This window comes from Delftia sp. DS1230 (genome assembly GCF_040112715.1).
GTDB lineage: Bacteria > Pseudomonadota > Gammaproteobacteria > Burkholderiales > Burkholderiaceae_C > Comamonas > Comamonas tsuruhatensis.
Genome location: NZ_CP157763.1, coordinates 2,884,698 through 2,901,405, shown reverse-complemented (window position 1 = coordinate 2,901,405; position 16,708 = coordinate 2,884,698). Strand labels below are relative to the sequence as shown.

The following is a 16,708-nucleotide window of genomic DNA, read 5'->3' as shown; positions in this document are numbered from 1 at the left end:
ACAGCGTCAGGAGAGTCCCCATGAGCATGCTGCCCGCCAATACGTTCAAGCGCGCGCTGCGCGAAGGCCGCCCGCAGATCGGCCTGTGGTCCACCATTCCCTCCCCCTTTGTCTGCGAGATGATCGGCGGCGCTGGCTACGACTGGGTGCTGCTCGATACCGAGCACACGCCCACCGACGTGCCGCTGATGCTGGGCCAGCTGCAGGCCGTGGCCGCCGCCCTGCCCGCACCGGGCGCCCTGCCCGTGCATGCCGTGGTGCGGCCCGCCTGCAACGATGCGGTGCTGATCAAGCGCTACCTGGACCTGGGCGCCCAGTCCCTGCTGCTGCCCTTTGTGCAGAACGCGCATCAAGCGCGGGATGCCGTGCGCGCCATGCGCTATGCACCCCAGGGCATGCGCGGCATGGGCGGTTCCACTCGCGCGGCCAACTTCGGGCGAACGGCCGACTATGTGGCACGTGCGGCCGACGAGCTGTGCCTGCTGGTGCAGGTGGAGACGGCCGAGGCGCTGGAGCAGATAGAGGCGATTGCGGCCGTCGATGGCGTGGACGGCATCTTCATCGGCCCCGCCGACCTGTCGGCCAGCCTGGGCTATCCGGGCCAGGCGCGCCACCCTGTGGTGAACCGGGCCATCGACCAGGCCATTGCCCGCATCCGCGCCTGCGGCAAGGCGCCGGGGATCCTGATGGTGGACGAGGCACGGGCGCGCGAATGCCTGGAGCTGGGCGCGCAGTTCGTGGCCGTGGCGCTGGACACGCTCTTGCTGCGCGACGGGCTGGATGCAGCGGCGGCGCGCTTCAGGAAAGGGCCGCTGGCCGCGAACCTGCCAGGGCCCGCATCCACTGCCGGCAGCTACTGAGGAGCCCCACAACCATGACACGTTCCCCCGAATCCCTGCGCAGCGCACGCTGGTTTGCTCCCGATGATTTCCGCTCCTTCGGCCACCGCTCGCGCGTGCTGCAGATGGGCTATGGCTACGAGGACTGGATGGGCAAGCCCGTGATCGCCATCGTCAACACCTGGAGCGATGCCAACCAGTGCCATGCCCACTTCAGGCAGCGCGTGGAAGACGTCAAGCGCGGCGTGCTGCAGGCGGGCGGCTTTCCGCTGGAGCTGCCGGCCATCTCGCTGTCGGAAAGCATGGTCAAGCCCACGACCATGGTCTATCGCAATTTCCTGGCCATGGAGACGGAGGAGCTGCTGCGCAGCCACCCGGTGGACGGCGCCGTGCTCATGGGCGGCTGCGACAAGACCACGCCGGGGCTGACCATGGGGGCGATCTCCATGGGCCTTCCCTTCATCTACCTGCCGGCCGGCCCCATGCTGCGCGGCAACTGGAAGGGGCAGATGCTGGGCTCGGGCTCGGACGCCTTCAAGTTCTGGGATGAACGCCGCGCCGGCCGGCTGGACGAGCAGGCCTGGCGCGAGATGGAAGCCGGCATTGCCCGCAGCCACGGCACCTGCATGACCATGGGCACGGCGGCCACCATGATGGGCATTGCCGAGGCCGTGGGCCTGGCGCTGCCGGGCGCTTCGTCCATCCCGGCCGCCGACGCCAACCACATCCGCATGAGCGCCGAGTGCGGCCGCCGCATCGTGCAGATGGTGTGGGAAGGCCTCACGCCCGCCCGCATGCTCACGCGCGCGCATTTCGAGAACGGCATTGCCTGCGCCATGGCCATGGGCTGCTCCACCAACGCCATCATTCACCTGATCGCCATGTCGCGGCGCGCGGGCCATCCGGTCAGCCTCGATGACTTCGACGCCTTCAGCCGCCGCGTTCCCGTGATCGCCAACATCCGGCCCAGCGGCGACCGCTATCTGATGGAGGATTTCTTCTATGCAGGCGGCCTGCGCGCCCTGCTGGAACGCATCCGCCCGCATCTGGACACCGGGGCCATGACGGTCAACGGCAAGACCCTGGGCGAGAACATTGCGGGCAGCCAGGTCCACCAGGACGACGTGATCCGCCCCCTGTCCAGCCCCATCTACGCCGAAGGGGCGCTGGCCGTGCTGCGCGGCAACCTGGCGCCGGACGGCGTGGTCATCAAGCCCAGCGCCTGCGCCCCCCACCTGCTGCGCCACACGGGCCGCGCCCTGGTATTCGACGACTACCCCAGCCTCAAGCAGGCCGTGGACGACCCCCATCTCGATGTGAACGGCGAAGACATCCTGGTGCTGCGCAACGCCGGCCCCAAGGGCGCGGGCATGCCCGAATGGGGCATGCTGCCCATTCCCACCAGGCTGCTCAAGCAAGGTGTGAAGGACATGCTGCGCCTGTCCGACGCCCGCATGAGCGGCACCAGCTACGGCGGCTGCCTGCTGCATTGCTCACCCGAATCCGCCGTGGGCGGGCCGCTGGCCCTGGTGCGCACGGGCGACCGCATCACGGTGGATGTGCCCGCCCGCCGCATCCACCTGGAGGTCAGCGACTCAGAACTCGCCACCCGCCGCGCCGCATGGACGACCCCGCCCGCGCGCTACGAGCGCGGCTATGGCTGGCTGTTCGGCCGCCATATCCTGCAGGCCAATGAGGGATGCGATTTTGATTTTCTGGAGACGGGTTTTGGGAGCGCTGTGCCGGAGCCGGATATTTTTTGAGAGCGTGAATGGCACAGGGTCTGCCCAGGCGCAGGGCGGCCCGTGCAGCCCTGCCTGTCCAGTTCCTACGATATAAGCCGCCTCCAGGCTGACGGCCAAGTCCTACATCGCCACTCCTTTTTGTCATGAATAGTGGCTCTGTTTTCCACAAGATACTGATTCAAGCAAGCCAATGGAAACGCCATATCCAATTGAATATTGATGAATACGAAAACCGCCGCATTCATCAGATATCGATAGGCATTTTCTAATAGCGACACACCGTTTCCCCCAGGTCCACGCGCACGCAAGCCCCCTGCCCTTCGCGGGCAGCCGTTCCCGTTTCCTCGTTGCCTTGCACCGCCGTGGACCTCAACCCAGAAGCAGAGGTGGCTGTGGACTTTCTCAGAAGCATCTTTCATCAGGCTCCGGAAATCGCGCTGTTCGCGGCCTTGGCGCTCGGTTACTGGGTGGGCAAGTTCAGGTTCGGGTCGTTCCAGCTGGGGGGCGTGGCGGGGTCGCTGCTGGCGGCGGTGCTGATCAGCCAGGTGGGGGTGACCATTGATTCGGGCATCAAGGCGGTGCTGTTTGCGCTGTTCATCTATGCCGTGGGTTTCGAGAGCGGGCCGCAGTTCTTCCGTTCGCTGGGGCGGCAGTCGGTCAAGGAGATCCTGATGGCCCTGGTGGTGGCCGTGTCGGGGCTGGTCACGGTGGTGGTGATCGCCCGGGTGTTCCATCTGGACAAGGGGCTGGCGGCGGGGCTGGCAGCGGGCGGGCTGACGCAGTCGGCCATCATCGGCACGGCGGGCTCGGCCATCGAGAAGCTGGGGCTGGCGCCCGACGAGGTGCAGCGCATGCAGGCCAATGTGGCCATCGGCTATGCGGTGACCTATATCTTCGGCTCCTTCGGCGCCATCATCATGTGCGTGAACGTGCTGCAGTGGCTGACGGGCCGCAAGATCCGCGAGGACGCGATTCAGGCCGAGCAGGAGCTGCTCAAGGGCGTGCGCGTGTACGGAACCGGCGAGTCACCGGCCGTGCCGGATCTGGTGGGCCGCATTTTCCGCGTGGGACAGGCAGGCCGCACCGTGGCGGAGCTGGAAGCCAGCGCCACCGCCAACGGCGGCACGGTCACGGTGGAGCGCATACAGCGCAAAAACGCGATGGTGGGCGTGGACGGCAGCCTGGCGCTGGAGGCCGGCGACATCATCTTGCTGGTGGGCCGGCGCGCGGCCGTGGTGGCGCTGGGCGCCTCGGTGGGCGAGGAGCTGCAGGGCGCCGAGGGCATGGACGTGGTGATGGTGCGGCGCGACGTGGCCATCTCCAACAACCAGTACCTGAACCGCAGCGTGAAGGACATCCTGGACAGCCTGTCGCAGGAGTTCAAGCACGGCGTGTACGCAGTGGCGCTGATGCGCGCGGGCACGCCGGTGCCGATTGCGCCGGCCACCATGGTCATGCCGGGCGATGTGGTGACGCTGTTCGGCACGCCGCAGGATGTGCAGAAGGCTGCGCAGTCGGTGGGCCCCATCATCGTGCCCAGCGACAAGACGGACTTTGTCTTCCACGGCCTGGGCATCACGGTGGGCCTGCTGATCGGGCTGCTGGTGCTGCGCCTGGGCTCCATTCCCATCACGCTGGGCAGCGGCGGCGGCGCCCTGCTGGCGGGCCTGCTGTTCGGCTGGTGGCGCAGCCGCAAGCACACTTTCGGCAACATGCCCACGGCCGCCTCCACGCTGCTGCGCGACCTGGGCCTGGCCGGCTTCGTGGCCATGGTGGGCCTGCAGTCAGGCCAGCAGGCCGTGACCACGGTGATGCAGCAGGGCCTGACGCTGTTCCTGCTGGGCGTGGTGGTGACCATCGTGCCGCTGTTGATCGCCATGCTGTTCGGCAAGTACGTGCTGCGCTATGACAACGTGGCCGTGTTCGCGGGCTCGCTGTCGGGGGCGCGCAGCGCCAACCCGGCGTTTGGCGAGATTCTGGACAAGGCCGGCAACTCGATTCCCACGGCACCGTTCGCGATCACCTATGCGCTGGCCAATGTGTTCCTCACATTGCTGGGGCCGCTGGTCATCGCCTTTGCCTGATCACCCCTGATCACCCCTGACCGATCCCCAAGGACCACCAAGGACCATCACAAGGAGCTGCGCAATGAGCAAGGATTATCGGAGTCTGGCGAATTTGAGCCCGTTCGAACTCAAGGACGAACTGATCAAGGTGGCCTCGGGCAAGGCCAACCGCCTCATGCTCAATGCGGGGCGCGGCAATCCCAACTTCCTGGCGACCACGCCGCGCCGGGCCTTCTTCCGGCTGGGGCTGTTCGCGGCGGCGGAGTCGGAGCTGTCGTATTCCTACATGACGGTGGGCGTGGGCGGGCTGGCCAAGCTCGACGGCATCGAGGGGCGCTTCGAGCGCTTCATCGCCGAGCACCGCGACCAGGAGGGCGTCAAGTTCCTGGGCAAGTCGCTGAGCTATGTGCGCGACCAACTGGGGCTGGACCCCGCCGCCTTCCTGCACGAGATGGTGGACGGCATCCTGGGCTGCAACTACCCCGTGCCGCCGCGCATGCTCACCGTGAGCGAGCAGATCGTGCGCCAGTACATCGTGCGCGAGATGGCAGGCGGCGCCGTGCCGCCCGAGTCGGTGGACCTGTTCGCGGTCGAGGGCGGCACGGCGGCCATGGCCTATATCTTCGAGAGCCTGCGCATCAGCGGCCTGCTCAAGGCCGGCGACAAGGTGGCCATCGGCATGCCGGTGTTCACGCCGTATATCGAGATTCCCGAACTGGCCCAGTACGACCTCAAGGAAGTGCCCATCCACGCCGACCCCGACAACGGCTGGCAGTACTCCGACGCCGAGCTGGACAAGCTCAAGGACCCGGACGTCAAGATCTTCTTCTGCGTGAACCCCAGCAACCCGCCGTCCGTGAAGATGGACCAGCGCAGCCTGGACCGCGTGCGCGCCATCGTGGCCGAGCAGCGGCCCGACCTGCTGATCCTCACCGACGATGTCTACGGCACCTTTGCCGATGAGTTCCAGTCCCTGTTCTCGGTCTGCCCCCGGAACACGCTGCTGGTGTATTCGTTCTCCAAGTATTTCGGGGCCACGGGCTGGCGCCTGGGCGTGATCGCGGCGCACAAGGACAACGTGTTCGACCATGCGCTGACGCAGTTGCCCGAGTCCGCCAAGAAGGCGCTGGACCACCGCTACCGCTCGCTGCTGCCCGATGTGCGCTCGCTCAAGTTCATCGACCGCCTGGTGGCCGACAGCCGCGTGGTGGCGCTGAACCACACGGCCGGCCTGTCCACGCCGCAGCAGGTGCAGATGGTGCTGTTCTCGCTGTTTGCGCTCATGGATGAAGCGGACGCCTACAAGCAGGCCCTCAAGCAGCTGATCCGCCGCCGCGAGGCCACGCTGTACCGCGAGCTGGGCATGCCCCCGCTGGAGAACCCCAACTCGGTCAACTACTACACGCTGATCGACCTGCAGAACGTGACCTGCCGGCTCTACGGCGAGGCCTTCTCGCAATGGGCCGTGCAGCAGTCGTCCACGGGCGACATGCTGTTCCGCGTGGCGGACGAGACCGGCATCGTGCTGCTGCCGGGCCGGGGCTTCGGGTCCGACCGGCCTTCCGGCCGTGCCTCGCTGGCCAACCTCAACGAGTACGAGTACGCAGCCATAGGCCGCGCCCTGCGCCGGCTGGCCGACGAGTTGTACGAGCAGTACAAGGCGCTGGGCAAGGAGTAGGCCCTGCGCACAAGGCCCGCACGGCTCATCGCCCGCACGGCTCATCGCAGCTGTCGGGCCTTGACCACCAACAGCGCCCCGGCCATCAGGCCCACACCGGCCAGTTGCACGGCGCCCAGCGCGCGCCCGTAGAGGGCCCAGTCCAGCACGATGGCCGTCAACGGATAGACGTACTGCAGCACGGCGATGCGGCCCAGCGTGAGGCGGGCCATGCCCGCAAAGAGAATGGCGTAGGCCAGGCCCGTGTGCAGCACGCCCAGCCCTGCCAGCCAGGCCCAGGATGACGGCGCCTGCGGCCAGCCATGAACCAGCGGCACCCACAGCAGCAGCACGGTGCCAACCGCGCACTGCCACCAGGCCAGCGCAAACGGCGTGACCACTTTCTCGGTCTTGGCCAGGATGGTCACGGCCGCATAGCACAGCGAGCCGGCCAGGCACATGAGCAGTCCGGACACATGGTCCGGTCCCCAGGCCGCCGCATCGCCACCCAGCAGCCCCGTGGTCAACACCAGTCCCAGCAACGCCGCCAGCACGGCCATCGCCTGCCGTGGCGCCACGGCCTCGCGCAGCACCAGGGTGCCGAACAGCATGATCCACACCGGCTGGATGTGGAACACGATGGTGGCCACGCCAATGGAGGTGCGCGGTATGGCCGCAAAGAACAGCGCCCAGTTCAGCACCATGAGGACGCCGGTGGCCAACACCACCGGCCAGCTCCTGCCGCGTACGCGCAACTCCCGCACGCGGCCGGTCGCCAGGCCCCAGGCCAGCAGCGCCAGCGCGCCGAAGGCGCAGCGAAACAGCACGGTGACCAACGGGTGCTGGCGGGCTTCTTCCACAAATACGCCGACCGTGCCCAGCAGCACGCCGCCCGCGATCATCAGCCACTGGCCGCGTGTCTCCTGCGCTGTGGAAGCGGCTTGCGCGGGCGCGGGAGCGGGAGCGGGCGCGGTGGAGGCTACGGATGCGGCCTGTAACGAATGGGTTCTGTCTTGCATGGCCACGATCGTCTCGTGGCAGGAAATTCTCGTAAAGCAAATAGTTTGCAGGTTTAGTATTCGATATTCGAATCCATGGAGCATGCCGTGAACCACCCCGACCTGCAGATCGACTGGCTGCGCGCCCTGGTGGCCGTGGTGGATGCGGGCTCGCTCTCGGCTGCCGCGCCGCTGCTGCACCGATCACAGGCCGCCGTGAGCATGCAGATCAAGAAGCTGGAGACCACCCTGGGCCGGCCCGTGCTGCTGCGCGGCCCTCGCCATCTGCAGCTCACGCCCGCAGGCGCCGAGCTGCTGGGCTATGCGCGGCGCATGCTGGAGCTGCAAGCCCAGGCGCAGGCGGCCCTGTTCGGCCCCGACCTGTCCGGACGCGTGCGGCTGGGCGTGCCGGACGACTACGCATCCACCTATCTGACGCCGGTGCTGCGCAGCTTTGCAGGCCGCTACCAGGGCGTGGAGATCGAGCTGACCTGCGAGCAGTCCACCGCGCTGATCCCGCAGGTGGTGCGCGGCACGCTGGACCTGGCCCTGGTCTCGCGCGACAGGCCCCAGCGCGGGCGCCTGCTGTTCCACGAGCCCCTGGTCTGGGTGGGCGCGCCGCAGCACGAGGTGTGGAGGAAGAATCCCCTGCCGATTGCCGTCTACGAGGCCGCCAGCCTGGCGCGCACGGCCGCGCTGTCCAGCCTGGCGGCCCAGCGGCGCGCGCACCGCGTGGTCTATCACAGCTCCAGCCTTGCCGGCCAGCTGGCCGCCGTGGAAAGCGGCCTGGCCGTGGCCGTGTTCACGCGCTGCAGCGTGCCCCCGCACCTGCAGGTGCTGCAAAACCTGCCGGCCGGCTTCGAGCTGCCGCCGCTGGTGTCCATGCAAGTGTCGGCCCTGCGCAGCAAGGCCTCGCAGGGCTCGGCGGCCGTGGATGCCATGTACGGGCAGTTGATTGCGACGCTGGGCCAGGCGCAGAGCAAGTCTGGAGTTGCCTGAGAAATCCGCAGCGGCTTCTGCTCGCTCAGTCATCAAAATCCCACAGCTCATGCAGATCCAGCCGCAAGCGGCTGTCGCCCTCCAGCGCCTCGCTGCGGGCCAGGCGTTCGGCCAGCAGCGCTTCGGCCAGGGTGCGGCGCACGGCCAGCAGTTCGGTCAGGCCCGATTCACCGGCGCGGTAGGCGCGCAGTGCGCGGTCGGCGGCGCCCTGCTGCAGCGTGGCGGCGCGGGCCTGGGCCTGGGCGGCGGCACGCTTGCCGGCAAGCAGGCTCCAGAGAACGTCGAACTCCGCGCCCAGGCGGCGCTCGGCCGCCAGGCGGCGGGACAGCGCGGCGTCGGCATCGGCCAGGGCCTGGTCTGCCTGGGCCTGGCGGTGCACCGAGCCCAGGGGCACGGACAGGCTGACGCCCGCGATGCGCTCGCTGCCGCCCCGCTCGCTGGTGGCGAACACGCCCACGGTGGGGTCGGGCCGGCGCTCCAGGTCGGCACGGCGGGCCTGGCGCAGTGCCAGGGTTTCCTCGGCCTGGGCCAGCAGGTATTCGTGGCTGTGCTCTATGTAGCGCAGGCGCAACTGGGCCGGTGGCTGCGGTGGCAGATCGGGCAGCGGTGGCAGATCCAGCAGCGGTGGCGCAGCCTCCCCCTCCTTCGCCCGGGCAGCCTCCAGGCCCGGAAACCGTGCCTGCAGGTCGGCCTGGGCCGCCTGGTGCGCGGCCTGGGCCGTTGCCAGCGCGGCCTGCATGCGCGCGTGCTCGGCGGCGGCCAGTTCGGCGTCCAGCCTGGCGGCATCGCCTGCGCGCAGCCGGCGTTCGGTGACGCGGGCCAGTTCGGCGGCAGCGTCGGCATTGTCCCGGGCGGTCTGCTGCGCCTGGCCTGCGCGCTGTGCGGCAAACCACAGCGCCAGCAACTGGCGTGCGGCTTCGTGCCGTACATCCTGGGCCGCCACGCGCGATGCGGCCTGGGTCGCTTCGGCAAGCTGCGCATCGGACTCGGCCTTGCCACCCAGGCGCAGGGGGCGCTCGACGGCGATCTGCCCCTCGGTAAAGCGCTGGCCCGAGCCGTCGTGCACCCAGCGGCGCTGGCCGCTGGCGCGCACCACGGTTTCATGCGGGCCGGCGCGCAGGGCCTGGGCGCGCGCCGCAGCGCCGCGTTGCGCGGCGTCGGCCGCCTGCACGGCAGGAGAGCGGGCCACGGCCTCGCGCACGGCGGCCTCGGGCGGCAGATGGCTTTGGGCCTGGGCCTGGACAGCGCAGGCACACAGCAAGGCAGCGGCCCAGGCATGCAGCAGGGGTTTCATGGGCATGTTCCTGAAAGAGAGTCCGGCAAGGCCTTGCGCCCTGCAGTGGGGGGAAGTGGTGTGGGTGCGGGTGGCGTTCATGGCCGGGCCTTCCTCTGGCGGCGCGGCAGGCCGAAGCGTTCGAACAGCAAGGGCAGCAGAAGCAGGGTCAGCGCCGTGGAACTGACCAGCCCGCCCGCCACCACGATGGCCAGCGGCCGCTGGATCTCCGAGCCCGGCCCGCTGGCCAGCAGCAGCGGCACCATGCCCAGCGCGGTGATGCAGGCCGTCATCAGCACGGGCCGCAGCCGGTCGCGCACGCCGTGCCGCACCACCTGGGACAGGGGCTGGCCCGCAGCCAGCAGGTTGTTGAAGTGAGAGACCAGGACCACGCCGTTGAGCACCGCAATGCCCAGCAGCGCGATGAAGCCCACGGAGGCAGGCACCGACAGGTACTCGCCCGCCGCACTCAGCGCCGCCATGCCGCCCACCAGCGCGAACGGGATGTTGGCAATGACCAGCAGCGCCTGCCTGGGCGAGCGGAAGGTCAGCACCAGCAGCACGAAGATGGCGCCCAGCGCCAGCGGCACCACCAGCGCCAGCCGCGCGGCGGCGCGCTGCTGGTTCTCGAACTGGCCGCCCCAGACGATGCGCATGTCCTTGAGGCCGGCATCACCGGCGACGGCCGCCTGGGCATCGCGCACAAAGCTGGCCAGGTCGCGCCCTTCGACGTTGACCTGCACCACGGCGAAGCGTGCGCCGTTTTCGTGGTCCACGCGCACGGGGCCGTCGCGGGCCGCCAGCGTGGCCAGGGAGGTCAATGGCCAGCTGCTGCCGTCCGCCGCCGTCACCAGCAGCCCGGCCAGGCCTTCGGGCGACTGGCGCAGCGCCGTGCCGCCGCGCAGGATGAGCGGCGTGCGCGCCACGCCTTCGGGCACGATGCCAATGCGCTCGCCTTCCACCAGGGCGCGCAGTTGCGCCTGCAGGCCATCGCCACTGAGCCCGGACTGGCCCAGCGCCGCGCGGTTGAGCGCCACCTGCAGGTATTGCACGCCGCTGTTGCTGGGCGCGATGACTTCGGAGGCCCCGGCCACCGCGCGCATGCGCGCGGCCACGGCCTGGGCGGCTGTGTCCAGCCGCGCCAGGTCGGGATCGAAGATCTTGATGGCCACGTCGCCGCGCGTGCCGGTCAGCATTTCGGAGACGCGCATTTCTATGGGCTGGGTGAAGCCGTAGATGAGCCCCGGAAAGCCCTGCATGACGTGGCGTATGGCCTCGGCGATGTCTTCCTTGCTGCCGCGCCACTCCTCGCGCGGGCGCAGCACCAGGAAGGTATCGGTCTCGTTCAGGCCCATGGGGTCCAGGCCCAGATCGTCCGAGCCCGTGCGCGCGACGATGGAGCGGATCTCGGGCACCTGCTCCAGCAGCGCGCGCTGCACGCGCCCGTCCATGTCCAGCGAAGCGGCCAGCGAGATGGAGGGCGTCTTTTGCAGCTGCACGATCATGTCGCCCTCATCCATGGTGGGCATGAAGGTCTTGCCCACGGACAGGTAGAGCACGGCCGCCCCGGCCAGCGATGCCCCGGCGATGCCGAAGACCGCAGGCCGGTGGGCCAGGCTCCAGCGCTGCATGCGCTCGAAGCCCCGGGCCACGCGCCGCATCAGCCAGGGTTCATCGCCGCCATGCGAGCGCAGCAGCAGCGAGGCCAGCGCAGGCACCACGGTGAAGGCGATGAGCACCGAGGCCCCCAGCGCCAGCACGATGGTCAGCGCCACGGGCGCGAACAGCTTGCCCTCCAGCCCCTGCAGCGTGAGCAGCGGCAGGAACACAATGGCGATGATGGACACGCCGGCCAGCATGGGCACGGAGACCGCCGAGACCGCCTGGCGGATCAGCACGGCCCGGTCCTGCGGCGGGGAGCTGCCTGCCGTTTCGATGGCCGTTGCGCCGGCAGACTCATTCGCCAGCGCGGTCTCTATGTTCTCCACCACCACCACCGCAGCATCCACCAGCATGCCCAGGGCGATGGCCAGGCCGCCCAGGCTCATCAGGTTGGCCGTCAGGCCCGCATGGCGCATCAGCAGGAAGGTGGCCAGCATGGACAGCGGCAGCGTGGCCGCCACCACCAGGGCCGCACGCAGCCCGCCCAGGAACAGGTAGAGCGTGACCAGCACCAGCACGCTGGCCTCGACCAGGGCGCGCACCACGGTGCCCGCCGCGCGCGAGACCAGGTCGCCCCGGTTGTAGAAGACCTGGGTGCTCATGCCCTTGGGCAGCCGGGGAGCCAGTTCGTCCAGCCGCGCCTGCACGGCGTCCACCAGGCTGCGCGCATCCACCCCGCGCAGTCCCAGCACCAGGCCCTGCACGGCTTCGCCACGCCCGTCGCGGCTGACGGCGCCGTTGCGCGTGGCTTCGCCCAGGCGCACGGTGGCCACATCGCCCACGGTGGCGGCAACGCGCCCCTCATGGGCGGGCGCCACGACAATGGCGCGCAGGTCGTCCAGCCCGCGCACGCCGCCTTCCACGCGCACCACCCAGTGCTCTTCCCCGCGGTCCAGCCGGCCTGCGCCGTCGTTGCGGTTGTTGGCCTCCAGCGCCTGGCGCAGCTGGTCCAGCGTCACGCCGCGCGCCCGCAGCCGGGCGGGGTCGGGGATCACCTCGTAGCCGCGCACCATGCCGCCCAGGGCATTCACGTCGGCCACGCCGGCCACGGTGCGCAGCGCAGGGCGAATCACCCAGTCCAGCACATGGCGGCGCTCGGCCAGAGACCATTGCTCACCGTCGATGGTGAACATGAACATCTCGCCCAGCGGCGTGGTGATGGGGGCAAGCCCGCCTTCGGCCGTGGCGGGCAGCTCGCGCTGCAGGCCGGCCAGCCGCTCGGACACCTGCTGGCGCGCCCAGTACACGTCCGTGCCCTCGCTGAAATCCACGGTCACGTCGCTGATGCCGTACTTGGACACCGAGCGCACCATGGTCTTGTGCGGCAGGCCCAGCAATTCCTGCTCGACAGGCGTGGAGACGCGCTGCTCCACCTCCTCGGGCGTCATGCCGGGCACCTTCAGGATCACCTTGACCTGGGTGGGCGAGATGTCGGGGAAGGCATCGATGGGCAGGTGCACATAGGCCCAGGCACCGGCCAGGGCCAGCGCGCAGGCGGCCATCAGCACCAGCGCGCGCTGGCGCAGCGAAAAATCGATGAGGCGCGCCAGCATCACTCACCCCCGCCCAGCAGGCCCTTGAGCGCGGCAATGCCCGTCACGGCAATGCGCGCCTTGGGCGGCAGCGTGCCGCGCACCACGGCCGTGGCCTCGTCGCTGGCCTCCACGGACAGCGGCATGAAGCGTGCCCCCTGCCCGGTGGCGACGAAGACGCCGGTGCGGTTGTTCCAATGCGCCAGCGCCGCAGCGGGCACGCGCAGGCGTGCACCGCCAAAGCCACCGGTAGATCCACCGGAAGGCCCGGCGTCCGCACCAGACAGGGCCAGCGACGCGGTCACGCTTTCGCCCACGCGCAGGTCGCCAGCGCGTTCCAGCGCAACGCGCACCCGCATGCCGGCCGATCCATCACCGACCGGGGCCATGCCAGCCACCTTGCCCTGCGCACCGCGCGCCGCCACCTGAACGCGGTCGCCCACGCCGGGCAGCGGCACCTCGCGGCCCAGCAGCAGGTCCAGTTCCAGCGCCTTGGGGTCGGCCACGCGCAGCAGCGGCGCCGAGGCCTCCACGCGCGCGCCCGGCACCGCCAGCACCTCGGTCACCAGTCCTGCGCGGGGCGCCACCAGGTGCGCCTCGTTGCCCACGAACTGCAGGCCGCTGGCGGCCAGTTCGGCGCGCCGCGCCTGTGCCATGGCCGCGGCCTCGGCGGCGCGGGCCTGCGTGGCCTGCCAGCGGCTGGCGGCGATGATGCCGTCCTCATGCAGCGCCTGGTCGCGCGCCAGGGCCTGGCGTGCCAGGCGCGACTGGGACTCGGCCTCCAGCAGCGCGCGCCGCGCCTCATACAGCTGCGGGCTGGTGAACACCGCCACCGGCTGGCCGGTGCGCACCGTCTGGCCCAGGGCCACGAGCACGCGCGGCACCGCGCCCGCATAGGGGGCGGCCACCACGGCCTGGGCATCGGGCCGCAGCACGACGCGCGCGTGGGCCGAGACCTCGATGCGCTGTGCCGCCTGAATGGGTTCGAAACGCACGCCCAGCGCCTGTGCCTGTTCGGCGGACAAGGCAACGGATGCGGACGGGGGATTGGACGGGCTTGCGGGTGCGGCCTGGGCCTGGGCGGCCATGCCGACGGCTGGCAGCGCAAGTGCGCCGGCCAGCAGCCATGGGGAAAACATCATTCCTGACTCCGGGAAAAAAGACGAACGCCGTCCACGCGCAGGCGGTTCGCGGCGCGCGGGCGAAGAAGGACTGAGGCGGGCCTGTGGACCAGGCCGGGGAGGTCAGGAAGCCAGGGGCGGTGCCTGGGCGGGAGAAGGCCGTATCACGCGCCCGCGCCAGCGCGGACTCAGGCGCATGGGCTGCAGCGGCAGGGCGGGCCGGGGCGCAATGCAGCGCATGCGCGCGGCACGCAGGCCCAGGGTGAGCAAGACCAGGCCGACCACGGCCAGCAAGGGCATGGGCAGCAGGTCCAGCGGCTGTATGGCGTCCTGCACATCGACCTCGAAAGGCTCGACATGGTCTTCATCCACATCGGTGAAGGAGCCGTGGGCCACGAACAGGTGGAAATGCGAGTCGGCCACGCGCGACGGCGCCGCATGGATGTGCAGGCCGGCCTGGTTCGGAGTGCCGAAATGGCTGTGCAGCAGCGGTATCAGCAGCTGCGCCACCATGATGAGCAGCAGCAAGGCACTCCGCATGGATAGGCTCCGGATGGCATGCAACATGGCCGGAGATTGTAGTGCCGGTGCCTGCGCAATCGGTTCAATCCCGCAGTTCGGCAAGGGCACATGCACCTGTCACATACCAAAGCAAGCCCCCGCCATCGCGGCAGGCCCGCAAGCCGCACCAGGCCTCGGTTCAAGCTGGAGTGACGGATTTCATTGTATTTTTTCGGATATAACGAAGCCATTCATGGAGCACTTCGCCCCCTCGGAGCCCGCCGGAGTCCGCCGGGCTGTGCTGGAGAACCGACTTGACGCAAAAATACATCCCCCATCTGCTGGCCCTGGACCGCGAGCGTGACTGGGCGCGCGCAGCGCAGGCCTGCGGCATCTCCGACAACACGCTGGCCCAGGCCATACGCTCGGCCGAGGCGGAGTTCGGCCACGCGCTGGTGCGCGCGGGCCGACCCTTCCAGGGGTTCACGCAGGAAGGCGAACAGGTGCTGGCCTGGGCCCGGCAGTTCGCCCAGGCGGTGGATGCACTCAAGCACTGCTTTGCCGACACGCGCAAGCGGGCGGGCCTGGCGCCCCTGTTGGCGCGGCGCTCCGTCTCGCCCAGGCGGCTGGCCATGCCGGGCCTGGCCGGCGGCGACATGGACCTGATGATCGAGGCGGCGCTATGCGCTCCGGACCACGGTGCCTTGCACCCCTGGCGGGTTCTGGAGTTTCCCGCCCACCAGCGCGAGGCCTTGGCCTGCCTGTTCGAGCAGGAAAAACTGCGCCGCGACCCGCTGGCCCCGGCCGACGATATCCGCCGTGCGCGCGAGCATGCAACGCGCGCGCCGGCGCTGATCGCCTTCATCATCTCGCCCCGGCCGCGCTCGCGCGTGCCGGTGCGTGAGCAATGGCTGGCCGCGGGCGCGGCCCTGGGCAACTTCCTCAATGCCGCCAACCATTTGGGCTTTGGTGCCATCGTGCTCAGTGGCGAGCGCTGTTTTGACCCGGCCCTGCATTCAGCGCTGGGTTTGCGCGAGGGCGAGCACCTGGCCGGCTTCATCAGCCTGGGCACCATCACCAGCCAGCCATCCCCGCGCGCAACGGTGGCGCCCTCTTCCATGCGCACGGCATGGCAGGCGGAGCAGGCAGCAGCGGTCACGGCACAGGCCCTTCTCCAGCCAGACGGCAACCACGACAGCCACGGCAGCGATCTTTGAAGCCGCAGCCAGCGCGTACAGGTTGGCGCACAAGTGGCGCACAAGTGGCGCGCAGGTGGCGCACTGACTGCGCGGGGCGGTTAGAGTTGCGGGGCTGCTGCGCCCTCTTTTCCATCACGGAACAAGCTTTCATGATCATCCGGCCCCGCCCCCACTGGCTGCGCATGCTCTTCGTGCTGCGCGGCTCGGTGCTGCCCGACATCCTGCCCCAGCTGATGGCCGCCACCCTGTTCGCCGTGCTGGTCACGGCCCTGCACGGCCAGCTGTTCGCGTGGAAGGTGCCGCTGAACTTCGTGCCGTTTTCGCTGATCGGGCTGACGCTGGCCATCTTCCTGGGCTTTCGCAACAGCACCAGCTATGCGCGCTATTGGGAGGCGCGCACGCTGTGGGGCACCCTGCTCAACGAGACGCGCTCTCTGGTGCGCCAGGCCCGGACCTTGACCGACGCACCGCAGCACGCCCCGGCCCTGGCCATGGTGCTGGCGGCCTTTGTGCACGCGCTGCGCCACCAGTTGCGCGGCACCGATGCCGCGGCCGACATGCGCCGCCTGCTGCCCGCCGCCGACTGCGAACGCCTGGCCACGGCGCGCTTCAAGCCTGCCGTGCTGCTGCTCATGGCCGGCGAATGGCTGCAGGCGCGCCGCCACGACGGCAGCCTGCAGCCCGTGCTGGTGCCCGCCATGGAGGCGCCGCTGTGCAAGCTGGGCGAGGCACTGGGCGGCTGCGAGCGCATTGCGGGCACGCCCATCCCCTTCACCTATGCGGTGATCATCCACCGCACCATCTACCTGTACTGCCTGCTGCTGCCCTTCGGCCTGGTGGATTCCATCGGCTTCATGACGCCGGTGATCGTGGCCTTCATCGCCTACACCTTCTTTGCGCTGGAGGCGCTGGGCGCCGAGTTGGAGGAGCCCTTCGGCACGGCACCCAACGACCTGGCGCTGGACGCCATGTCGCAGATGATCGAGGCCACGCTGCGCGAGCTGACCGGCGAGGTGCTGCCCCCTGCGCCGCAGCACAAGGACGTGCTGTTCCTGACCTGACCCTGCCTGCCGGCCCGGACAGCGCCAGCGGCACAATCTGCCACCCGCATCACAG

Annotated in this window: 12 protein-coding genes; 7 read left to right on the top strand and 5 right to left on the bottom strand. The window is 69.5% G+C overall.

Annotation, left to right across the window (positions count from 1 at the left end):
* Positions 1-20 precede the first annotated feature (20 nt).
* The 4 genes from AAN986_RS12990 (at position 21) to AAN986_RS12975 (ending at position 6,328) form a co-directional block, all read left to right on the top strand.
* Complete coding sequence (locus AAN986_RS12990; protein WP_349335691.1) at positions 21-860, top strand: HpcH/HpaI aldolase/citrate lyase family protein; 840 nt, start codon at positions 21-23, stop codon at positions 858-860.
* Between the two features lie 14 nt (positions 861-874).
* Positions 875-2,602, top strand: a complete 1,728-nt coding sequence (gene araD / locus AAN986_RS12985; RefSeq protein ID WP_349335690.1) for an L-arabinonate dehydratase — start codon at positions 875-877, stop codon at positions 2,600-2,602.
* 374 nt (positions 2,603-2,976) lie between these two features.
* Positions 2,977-4,668, top strand: a complete 1,692-nt coding sequence (gene aspT, locus AAN986_RS12980) for an aspartate-alanine antiporter (protein ID WP_205626944.1) — start codon at positions 2,977-2,979, stop codon at positions 4,666-4,668.
* 64 nt (positions 4,669-4,732) lie between these two features.
* Positions 4,733-6,328 (top strand): bifunctional aspartate transaminase/aspartate 4-decarboxylase, encoded by a 1,596-nt coding sequence (locus AAN986_RS12975; RefSeq protein ID WP_047219891.1) that lies wholly within the window; start codon positions 4,733-4,735, stop codon positions 6,326-6,328.
* Positions 6,329-6,369: 41 nt separating this feature from the next.
* Here the strand turns inward: AAN986_RS12975 and AAN986_RS12970 are convergent, their stop codons facing one another.
* The gene (locus AAN986_RS12970) at positions 6,370-7,326 is read right to left on the bottom strand and encodes a DMT family transporter (RefSeq protein ID WP_047219892.1); all 957 of its coding nucleotides are present in this window, start codon (positions 7,324-7,326) and stop codon (positions 6,370-6,372) included.
* Positions 7,327-7,401: 75 nt separating this feature from the next.
* On the opposite strand from AAN986_RS12970, the gene AAN986_RS12965 reads away from it, so the two are divergent.
* Positions 7,402-8,304: a LysR family transcriptional regulator gene (locus AAN986_RS12965; protein WP_047219893.1), complete on the top strand. Its 903-nt coding sequence runs from the start codon at positions 7,402-7,404 to the stop codon at positions 8,302-8,304.
* Between the two features lie 25 nt (positions 8,305-8,329).
* Here the strand turns inward: AAN986_RS12965 and AAN986_RS12960 are convergent, their stop codons facing one another.
* From AAN986_RS12960 to AAN986_RS12945, 4 genes are all read right to left on the bottom strand, one after another.
* Positions 8,330-9,598 carry a TolC family protein gene (locus tag AAN986_RS12960; protein ID WP_343740206.1) on the bottom strand — a complete coding sequence of 423 codons (1,269 nt, stop codon included), beginning with the start codon at positions 9,596-9,598 and terminating at the stop codon, positions 8,330-8,332.
* Positions 9,599-9,675: 77 nt separating this feature from the next.
* Positions 9,676-12,792: a CusA/CzcA family heavy metal efflux RND transporter gene (locus tag AAN986_RS12955; protein WP_047217047.1), complete on the bottom strand. Its 3,117-nt coding sequence runs from the start codon at positions 12,790-12,792 to the stop codon at positions 9,676-9,678.
* Positions 12,792-13,913, bottom strand: a complete 1,122-nt coding sequence (locus AAN986_RS12950; RefSeq protein WP_047217046.1) for an efflux RND transporter periplasmic adaptor subunit — start codon at positions 13,911-13,913, stop codon at positions 12,792-12,794. The genes AAN986_RS12955 and AAN986_RS12950 overlap by 1 nt, the downstream gene beginning before the upstream one ends.
* A gap of 102 nt (positions 13,914-14,015) precedes the next feature.
* Positions 14,016-14,432 carry a hypothetical protein gene (locus AAN986_RS12945; RefSeq protein ID WP_012205745.1) on the bottom strand — a complete coding sequence of 139 codons (417 nt, stop codon included), beginning with the start codon at positions 14,430-14,432 and terminating at the stop codon, positions 14,016-14,018.
* Positions 14,433-14,707: 275 nt separating this feature from the next.
* Between AAN986_RS12945 and AAN986_RS12940 the strand changes: the two genes are divergently transcribed.
* Positions 14,708-15,610: a nitroreductase gene (locus AAN986_RS12940; RefSeq protein WP_082138026.1), complete on the top strand. Its 903-nt coding sequence runs from the start codon at positions 14,708-14,710 to the stop codon at positions 15,608-15,610.
* 131 nt (positions 15,611-15,741) lie between these two features.
* Complete coding sequence (locus tag AAN986_RS12935) at positions 15,742-16,653, top strand: bestrophin family ion channel (RefSeq protein ID WP_047217045.1); 912 nt, start codon at positions 15,742-15,744, stop codon at positions 16,651-16,653.
* Positions 16,654-16,708: the final 55 nt, after the last annotated feature.